This window comes from Vibrio sp. 1249-1 (assembly GCF_033340495.1).
Window position 1 is genome coordinate 1 of the sequence record NZ_JAWOWJ010000223.1, and the last position, 934, is coordinate 934.

Genomic DNA, 934 nt, shown 5'->3' on the forward strand with positions numbered 1-934 from the left:
TAGATAGTACAATCGCTTAGATAACAGCGCTTCTAGCACGTCATTTTTTGCAAAAAATTTTGTTGATTGTTTAACACGCCTTGATACAAGCATCCGTTTTTCATTCGCCTGTTGACGTAGTAAACTGCGAAAAAACAACAGGAAATTGTGATGTTTATAGTTCAACGCTTGGTCAAATTGGCCATCATCTGTGTCATCTTCTTCACCATCTTTGATTTGATTGCTTACGGTGAAGTCACTTGGTTTTATCGCCTGCTTGCCTTCATCAACTAGCCACGCTCTATTGCCTTCCTGACGCGAGTTCGAATTCTATTGGACTCGCTCTGTCTGTTTTTATCTCTCTCCCTCTTGAGCTTTATACGAAACAAAATCATACCTTTTACTCTTACCTGAAAATGGCAAAAAATCGCATTTGCAACTAGGTTCATAATTAGAGCGTTCTAGGAAGTTCAAGTTATGAGGCTGAGTACAGCTATCAAATGGGGTGCCGCCGTGCTATTCGTTTGTACCGCATCATCCGTCAGTGTTGCAAAAGCAGAAGTCGAACTTGTTTTGCCTATCGAGGGTGATCCGGTCGTCGACGTTAAGTTAGCGCGGATTGGTTGGTATTTATTTAGAGATCCCAACTTGTCATCGAATGGTAAAGTCAGTTGTGAAAGTTGCCACAATCTACAAACGAATGGCGCGCAAAACACAGCCGTAGCAGCAGGTGTAAAAGGGGCAGGAACACGGAACGCGATCACGGTTTTTAATGCGTCACTGAATTACCGACTGTTATGGGACGGCTCGTCGAATACGTTAGTCTCTCAAATGGATGGCCCAATTCACGACCCGTTAGAAATGGATTCCAACTGGCCGAAGATTGAAAGCTACGTTCAAAACAACGAGCAATATCAAGCGCTGTTTAAACGCGCTGGAAACCTGCCAATTTCTA

The 934-nt window shown here is 43.3% G+C and carries 2 protein-coding genes; both read left to right on the plus strand.

Going from position 1 to position 934, the window contains the following annotated elements; genetic code table 11:
* Nucleotides 1-150: 150 nt before the first annotated feature.
* Nucleotides 151-273 carry a hypothetical protein gene (locus R7Z50_RS25415; RefSeq protein ID WP_017447435.1) on the plus strand — a complete coding sequence of 41 codons (123 nt, stop codon included), beginning with the start codon at nucleotides 151-153 and terminating at the stop codon, nucleotides 271-273.
* A gap of 183 nt (nucleotides 274-456) precedes the next feature.
* A partial coding sequence (locus R7Z50_RS25420) for a cytochrome-c peroxidase (protein ID WP_318149466.1) occupies nucleotides 457-934 on the plus strand: 478 nt, incomplete at its 3' end.

Bases quoted from the DNA above. Each gene is read 5' to 3' on its own strand.
- R7Z50_RS25415 (WP_017447435.1), top strand. From the start codon at position 151: ATGTTTATAGTTCAACGCTTGGTCAAATTGGCCATCATCTGTGTCATC.